The following is a 7,004-nucleotide window of genomic DNA, read 5'->3' on the forward strand; positions in this document are numbered from 1 at the left end:
CCGGTTACGCTCGCACCGGTCGCATCGAGCAGCAGCACGCGGCTCGCCGCACTCATGCGCGGCGGCATATCGGCCGGGGGCATCTCGCGCGGACCGGGTCCGCCATCGGGCGGTGGCGTTGGTGGTTCCGCCTGCGGCGGCGGTCCGCCGGCGCCGCGCGGTTCCTCGGAGGTGATCTTGTGCTTCAGGCGGAACGGATCGACATAGGCGTCGAACGCACGCGGATCGCGGCGCAGGAATTCCCAGGAACCGCCATGGTCGGAATACGCTTCGGCCAGGCGCTCACCCGCCACTTGCAGACGCTGGCGTGTGACCTCGTTGAGATAGGTCGAAAATCCCTCGCGGAAGTTGCGCTGCTGCCAGGCAACGAAACCGGCGATGATCGCCACGCTGAGCACGGCGAAGGCGAGGAACAGACGATGCCACAGACGCAAACGCATTGGATTTTACGTGCGGAAAAACGGCGCCCACGATAGCGCGCCGCGGCATATCGCGAAACCGCGCCGTCCGTGGTTCCACCGTTTCTCCACAGTTGCCGCCTAGCGTTCCGAGTGACCGGAATCGTAGTAGTCGCGGCGGCCGAACAGGTCGGGCTTGATCAGGTCGATGAATGCCCGCGACTGCTCGGAAAGATACTTGCCCTTGCGCATCACCACGCCGTAGCTGCGCTGCGGGAAGTAACGCCGCAGGTTGCGCGCGACGAGGCGCTCCTCGTCGCCTGGCGTGAGGCAGATGCCGGTGACGATCGAGATGCCCTGGCCCATGCCGACGTACTGCTTGATCACTTCCCAGCCGCCGACCTCGATCGCGACGTGATAAGGCACCTTGCTGCGCTGGAACACGAGATCGACCGTGCGGTAGGTCGTCAGACGCTGTGGCGGCAGGATCAGCCCATACGGCGAAATGTCCTCGAGCGAAATATCCGCCTTGTCCGCGAGCGGATGGCCATGCGGCACGATAAGCATCGGATCGAACCAGCGCACCGGCTCGTATTCGAGATCGTGCGGCACGTCGAGCATCGAGCCGACCGCGAAATCGACCTTGTCCGAACGCAGCAGCGCGAGGCCGTCGATACCAGTGACGTTGGCGAGTTCGAGCCGCACGTCGGGAAATTTCTCGCGATAGGCGCGCACCAGCTCGGGCAGCAGATACTGGATCGTCGAATTGCCGCAGGCGATGTGGATTTCGCGCGCGGGCTCGCCGGTTCGGCGGTTGCGGAACTGATGGTCGAGGTTTTCCATGCCCTCGACCAGCGGGCGGGCGAGGTCGTAGAGCAACTGGCCATCGGCGGTCAACGCGAGGCGCGGGCGCGTGCGTTCGAGCAGACGCGCACCGAAGTCCGATTCGAGCGCGGACAGCTGCAGGCTGACCGAGGACGGCGACAGGAACAGCGACTCCGCCGCGCGCACGACCGTGCCGAACTTGACCGCGTAACAGAAGGCGCGCAGCTGCTTGAGGCGGCTGCCCTTGTAGTAGAAGCGCGTGGATTCCGAGTCCGCACTGCGCCTGGGCGCCGAGCGGGGCTTGCCCGGGCGGTGTCTGCCGGCACCGGTTTTGCCACCTTTTGTGCCCGGATTCGTGGGTGTCATCGATGCGTCATCCGCTTGTAAATCAATGAAATACAGATATTTTGAAATTTTCAAAATATTGCGTTGAAACATTTGATTTGTCAAATAGACGAATCGGCCCTAGTGTGCTGCTACGCAACAAAGTTGACCGGAGCAGCACATGGCTTGCAGCGCAACGATGAGCACAGACCGTTGGATCGCCCCGGCCGGCACGCCGGCGACGCGTTCCGATTTCGCCGCCTGTGTCGACCGCTGCGTGCGCGCATTGATCGACGGCCGGCAGTCGGTCGCGCTCGCCGCGCAGACGCAACTGAGCCGTTGGCTCGGCGACGAGGCGATCACGCTCGCCGACGGCTCGCCGATCGACCATGCCCTGTTCGACGACGCGATCCTCAGCGTGCAGGAACGCGTCGCGCCCGCCAACGAAACACTCGGCCTCGCCCGCCTGTTGCGCGCCTCGCGCCAGCTAGCCGAGACGATCTACACGAAACACCGGCTGCCCTGACTTCAAGGCAAGTCACAGGAAAGACTGCCACCCCTTCACCCTCCACCCTAACCTCCACCAATGCAGGATCCCGTCATGAAACCGAGCCTTCCCACCGCCGAACAGATCAAGCTGGACTGGACCAACAACCCACGCTGGGCCGGTATCAAGCGCAACTACACGGCCGAGGACGTGGTGCGTCTGCGCGGCACCGTGCACGTCGAACACTCGCTCGCGCGCCTCGGCGCGGAGAAGCTGTGGAAGTCGCTGCACACCGACGACTTCGTCAATGCGCTCGGCGCGCTGACCGGCAACCAGGCGATGCAGCAGGTCAAGGCCGGCCTCAAGGCGATCTATCTTTCCGGTTGGCAGGTCGCGGCCGATGCGAACCTCGCCGGCCAGATGTATCCGGACCAGTCGCTGTACCCGGCCGACTCGGTGCCGGCCGTGGTCAAGCGCATCAACAACGCACTGCTGCGCGCCGACCAGCTCTATCACGCCGAGGGCGACGACTCGGTCGACTTCCTGCAGCCGATCGTGGCCGACGCCGAGGCCGGTTTCGGCGGTGTGCTCAACGCGTTCGAGCTGATGAAGGCGATGATTGAGGCCGGCGCCGCCGGCGTGCACTTCGAGGACCAGCTCGCATCGGTGAAGAAGTGCGGCCACATGGGCGGCAAGGTGCTCGTGCCGACGCGCGAAGCGGTCGAGAAGCTCAACGCCGCGCGCCTCGCCGCCGACGTGCTCGGCGTGCCGACGCTGCTCGTCGCGCGCACCGACGCCGAGGCCGCCGATCTGCTTACCAGCGACGTCGACGCAAACGACAAGCCGTTCGTCGTCGGCGAGCGCACGGTCGAAGGTTTCTACAAGACCAGGAACGGTCTCGATCAGGCGATCTCGCGCGGCCTCGCCTACGCGCCATACGCCGACCTCGTCTGGTGCGAAACCGGCAAGCCCGATCTCGCGTTTGCGAAGGCGTTTGCCGATGCGATCCACGCGAAATTCCCGGGCAAGCTGCTCGCCTACAACTGCTCGCCGTCGTTCAACTGGAAGAAGAACCTCGACGACGCGACGATCGCCAAGTTCCAGAAGGAAATCGCCAGCTACGGCTACAAGTTCCAGTTCATCACCCTGGCCGGCTTCCACGCGCTGAACTACTCGATGTTCAACCTCGCCCATGGCTACGCGCGCCGCCAGATGAGCGCGTTCGTCGAACTACAGGAGGCCGAGTTCGCCGCGGCCGACAGGGGCTTCACCGCGGTCAAGCACCAGCGCGAAGTCGGTACGGGCTACTTCGACCAGGTCACGCAGACGATCCAGCAGGGCCAGTCGTCGACAACCGCGCTCAAGGGCTCGACCGAGGAAGAGCAGTTCCACGCCGAGAAGGCGGCGTAACGCGAACGGCCTCATCCCTCCGCCGCGGAGAAACGAAAAAGCACGACTCGAACGAGTCGCGCTTTTTTCGTCGTGTGAATTTTTCAGGCGAGCTTCAGCGGCAGCTTGCGCAAGCGCTGGCCCGTCGCGGCGAACACCGCATTGGCCACGGCCGGCGCGATCGGTGGCGTACCGGGTTCGCCGGCGCCGCCCATCTTGTCGGTGCTCGGCACGATATGCACTTCGACTTTCGGCATCTCGTTCGAGCGCAGCACGAGGTAGTTGTGGAAGTTTGACTGCTCGACCTTGCCGTCCTTGAAGGTCAGCTCGCTGTGCAGCGCGGCGCCGAGGCCGAAGGCGATGCCGGACTGCATCTGCGCTTCGATCGTCAGCGGATTGACGACCGGACCGCAATCGATCGCACAGACGACGCGATGCACGGTGATCTTCTTGTCGGCCACCGACACTTCGGCGATCTGCGCGACGTAACTGCCGAACGACTGATGCACGGCGATGCCGGCTGCGTGGCCCTTCGGCAGCGGCTTGCCCCAGCCGAATTTTTCGGCGGCGAGATCGAGGGCGAGGCGTTCGCGCGATTTTTCCGGCAGCAGCGTCTGGCGATATTTCAGCGGATCCTGCTTCGCCGCATGCGCGAGTTCGTCGACGAAGCTTTCGACGACAAAGCCGGTGTTCGAATGCCCGACCGAACGCCACCACAGCACCGAGATCGGACTCGTCGGCGAATGCAGGTCGACGCGATGCGCGGGCACCGATTCGAGGTACGGCGAATCGGCCGCGCCTTCGACGCTGGTCGCATCGACGCCGTCCTTGATCATCGCGGCCGCGAACGGCGTGCCGGCAATGATCGACTGGCCGACGATCGTCTGCGCCCACGCCGCGGGCTTGTCATCCTTGCCCAGTGTCGCGCGCACGCGCGACAGCCACATCGGTCGGTAGTAACCGCCGTGGATGTCGTCCTCGCGCGTCCACACGACCTTGACCGTCTTGCCCGACGCCTTGGCGACCTGCACCGCTTCAGTGACGTAGTCGCAGGTCGGATTCGCGCGCCGGCCGAAGCCGCCGCCGAGGAAGGTCGTATGCACGCGCACCTGCTCGGGCTTCAGGCCGAGAATCTGCGCTGACAAGCCCTGATCCAGCGTCTGGAATTGTGTGCCGGTCCAGATATCCGCACCGTCCTTGCTAATTTCCACGGTGCAGTTTTCCGGCTCCATCGGCGCATGCGCGAGGAACGGCACTTCGTATTCGGCCTCGACGACCTTGCCGCCCTTCAGCGCGGCATCGACGTCGCCCGCGGTTTTCGCCACGGCGCCTTTCGTCTGCGCGAGCTTGCGATAGTCGGCGCGCAAGCCCTCGGTCGAGATCTTCGCCCCGTCGCCGAGATCCCAGTCGATGACGAGCGCATCGCGGCCCTGCTTGGCCGCCCAGAAATGCTTGCCGAGCACGGCGACGCCACTCGGTACCTGGACGACATCGACTACGCCGGCCACGGCCTTGGCCTTGGCCGCATCGAACGATTTCACCTTCGCGCCGAACACCGGCGCGCGCGCGACCGTCGCGATCAGCATGTTCGGCCGCTTCACGTCGATGCCGAACTCGGCCGTACCGGTGACCTTCGCCTTGCTGTCGAGACGCCGGGTCGGCTTGCCGATCAGGCGGAATTCCTCGGGCTTCTTCAGCGCGACGTTGGTCGGCATCGGCAGCTTGGACGCGGCCTCGGCGAGTTCGCCGTAGCTGAGCTTCTTGTCGCCGTGAATCACGTAGCCGTTTTCGGTGCGGATATCGCTTGCGGCATCGATGTTCCATTTCTTCATCGCCGCCGCGACCAGCAACGCACGCGCCGTCGCGCCGGCCTCGCGCAGCTGGGCGAACGATTCCCAGGTGCTCGTTGAGCCGCCGGTCATCTGGATGCCGAACACGGTGTGCTTGTACTCGGGTGCGGCCGGCGCATGCTCGACCCTGACCTTGGACCAGTCGCAATCGAGTTCGTCGGCGACGACCATCGGGATCGAGGTCCACACACCCTGGCCCATTTCCGAATGCTTGAGCAGCACGGTCACGCTGCTGTCGGGCGCGATGCGCACGAACGCGTTCGGCGGAACCTGTGCGGGCTTTTTCGCCACATCCTCGGCGAGGGCCCTGCGCATGCCGAGCGGCATGAAGCAGGCGACGACGAGGCCTGCCGACGCAGCCGCGCCGACCTTAAGGAATGCGCGCCGGCTCGTGCCGGCTTTCTCGCGTTCGAGAGGAACGATGCGGGTCAATTCCTCGACGACGCCGGAGAGATTGGTGTGATCACGCCACATGTTGCACCTCCTCCGCGATCGCGGCGATCTTGGTCAGCTCCGCGGCGCGATGCACCGCCGTGCGGATGCGCTGGTAGGTGCCGCAGCGGCAGAGGTTGCCGCTCATCGCCGCATCGATGTCGGCATCGGTCGGTTGCGGCTTCTGCTTGAGCAACGCGACCGCGGCCATGATCTGGCCCGACTGGCAATAACCGCACTGGACGACGTCGGCTTCGATCCAGGCGCGCTGCACCGGATGATCGCCATCCTTGCCTATGCCTTCGATCGTCGTGATCTTCTTGCCGGCGAGCGCGACGGCCGGCGTGATGCAGGAGCGCATCGCCACGCCATCGGCATGCACCGTGCAGGCGCCGCATTGGGCCATGCCGCAACCGAACTTGGTGCCGGTCAAGCCGATCAAGTCGCGCAACACCCAGAGCAAGGGCATGTCGGCAGGCGCGTCGACCTCGTGCTCCTGCCCGTTGACGTTGAGTTTCATCGGACACCTCGTGGCGTTGGCTGCGGGTGCGGCCAAATTACTACTCGGCAGTACAGAAATCCAGACGCTCCATGTGAACAATTTGATAAGTTTGGCTTACAGATGCCAAAGGGTTTGCGCTCAGGACAAGCGCAGCAAATCGTCGGGCAGGTCGACGTCGACAGCGAGCGCTTCATCGACGATGGCGTCGATGCGGTCCGCGCGCTGCGTGAGCAACTCGCGCATGCCGCGATCCGACGTCGCGTCGAGCGCGTCGAACCAATTCCGCGGCAGCAGGGCCGGCACGCCGAGCCGGTTCGCGTAGCGCGAGGCTACGCCGCGATCGGGTGCACTGTGCCATGTAGCGCACAGTGCGAGCAGATGCGCGGCATCGAGCGCGGGCTGATCACACAACACGACGAGAACTCCCGCGCAATCCACCGACAACGCATCGATGCCGGCGCGCAGCGAGGCGCCGAGGCCTTGTTGCCAGTCCACGCAGTCGATGCGGCGCAACGGCAGATCGTCCACTTCGCGGAAAACGGAATCGGCGTCGAAGCCGACAACGACGACCGCATCGCGCGGCTGCGTGACAAGCGCAAGGCGAGCGGCACGACGCACGAGCGTTTCGCCGCGATGAATCACGAGTTGCTTGGCACGCCCGAGGCGCGTCGATGCGCCGGCGGCGAGCACGACGATGCCGTGCGGGCAGGCAGGCTCAGACACTCGCAACCGCCGCCACGCTGCGCGCGCGTGCGGAAAAATATTGCTGCAACTGTGCCGCGATCGCGAGTGCGACC

At 65.0% G+C, this 7,004-nt stretch carries 6 protein-coding genes and 1 pseudogene; 2 read left to right on the top strand and 5 right to left on the bottom strand.

The window, feature by feature from the left end:
• A pseudogene (locus tag VF497_RS08220) lies at nt 1-440 on the bottom strand (hypothetical protein); the annotation flags it as partial.
• Nucleotides 441-539: 99 nt separating this feature from the next.
• Nucleotides 540-1,589 carry a LysR family transcriptional regulator gene (locus VF497_RS08225; protein ID WP_330887543.1) on the bottom strand — a complete coding sequence of 350 codons (1,050 nt, stop codon included), beginning with the start codon at nt 1,587-1,589 and terminating at the stop codon, nt 540-542.
• A gap of 157 nt (nt 1,590-1,746) precedes the next feature.
• On the opposite strand from VF497_RS08225, the gene VF497_RS08230 reads away from it, so the two are divergent.
• Complete coding sequence (locus VF497_RS08230; RefSeq protein ID WP_330887545.1) at nt 1,747-2,073, top strand: hypothetical protein; 327 nt, start codon at nt 1,747-1,749, stop codon at nt 2,071-2,073.
• Between the two features lie 75 nt (nt 2,074-2,148).
• Nucleotides 2,149-3,444: an isocitrate lyase gene (gene aceA / locus VF497_RS08235; RefSeq protein WP_330887547.1), complete on the top strand. Its 1,296-nt coding sequence runs from the start codon at nt 2,149-2,151 to the stop codon at nt 3,442-3,444.
• Nucleotides 3,445-3,527: 83 nt separating this feature from the next.
• Here aceA and VF497_RS08240 read toward each other — a convergent pair whose 3' ends face one another.
• The 3 genes from VF497_RS08240 to VF497_RS08250 all read right to left on the bottom strand — a co-directional run bounded on the left by VF497_RS08240 (nt 3,528) and on the right by VF497_RS08250 (nt 6,930).
• Nucleotides 3,528-5,747 carry a xanthine dehydrogenase family protein molybdopterin-binding subunit gene (locus VF497_RS08240; protein ID WP_330887549.1) on the bottom strand — a complete coding sequence of 740 codons (2,220 nt, stop codon included), beginning with the start codon at nt 5,745-5,747 and terminating at the stop codon, nt 3,528-3,530.
• Nucleotides 5,737-6,225, bottom strand: a complete 489-nt coding sequence (locus tag VF497_RS08245; protein ID WP_330887551.1) for a (2Fe-2S)-binding protein — start codon at nt 6,223-6,225, stop codon at nt 5,737-5,739. Before VF497_RS08245 ends, VF497_RS08240 begins: the two co-directional genes overlap by 11 nt.
• Nucleotides 6,226-6,345: 120 nt before the next feature.
• A complete protein-coding gene (locus VF497_RS08250; protein WP_330887553.1) occupies nt 6,346-6,930 on the bottom strand; it encodes a nucleotidyltransferase family protein in 585 nt (194 codons plus the stop codon).
• Between the last annotated feature and the right edge of the window lie 74 nt (nt 6,931-7,004).

This window comes from Rudaea sp., from assembly GCF_036383415.1.
In the GTDB taxonomy this organism is placed as follows: domain Bacteria; phylum Pseudomonadota; class Gammaproteobacteria; order Xanthomonadales; family Rhodanobacteraceae; genus Rudaea.

Bases quoted from the DNA above. Each gene is read 5' to 3' on its own strand.
- VF497_RS08225 (WP_330887543.1), bottom strand. From the start codon at position 1,589: ATGACACCCACGAATCCGGGCACAAAAGGTGGCAAAACCGGTGCCGGC.
- VF497_RS08230 (WP_330887545.1), top strand. From the start codon at position 1,747: ATGAGCACAGACCGTTGGATCGCCCCGGCCGGCACGCCGGCGACGCGT.
- aceA (WP_330887547.1), top strand. From the start codon at position 2,149: ATGAAACCGAGCCTTCCCACCGCCGAACAGATCAAGCTGGACTGGACC.
- VF497_RS08240 (WP_330887549.1), bottom strand. From the start codon at position 5,747: ATGTGGCGTGATCACACCAATCTCTCCGGCGTCGTCGAGGAATTGACC.
- VF497_RS08245 (WP_330887551.1), bottom strand. From the start codon at position 6,225: ATGAAACTCAACGTCAACGGGCAGGAGCACGAGGTCGACGCGCCTGCC.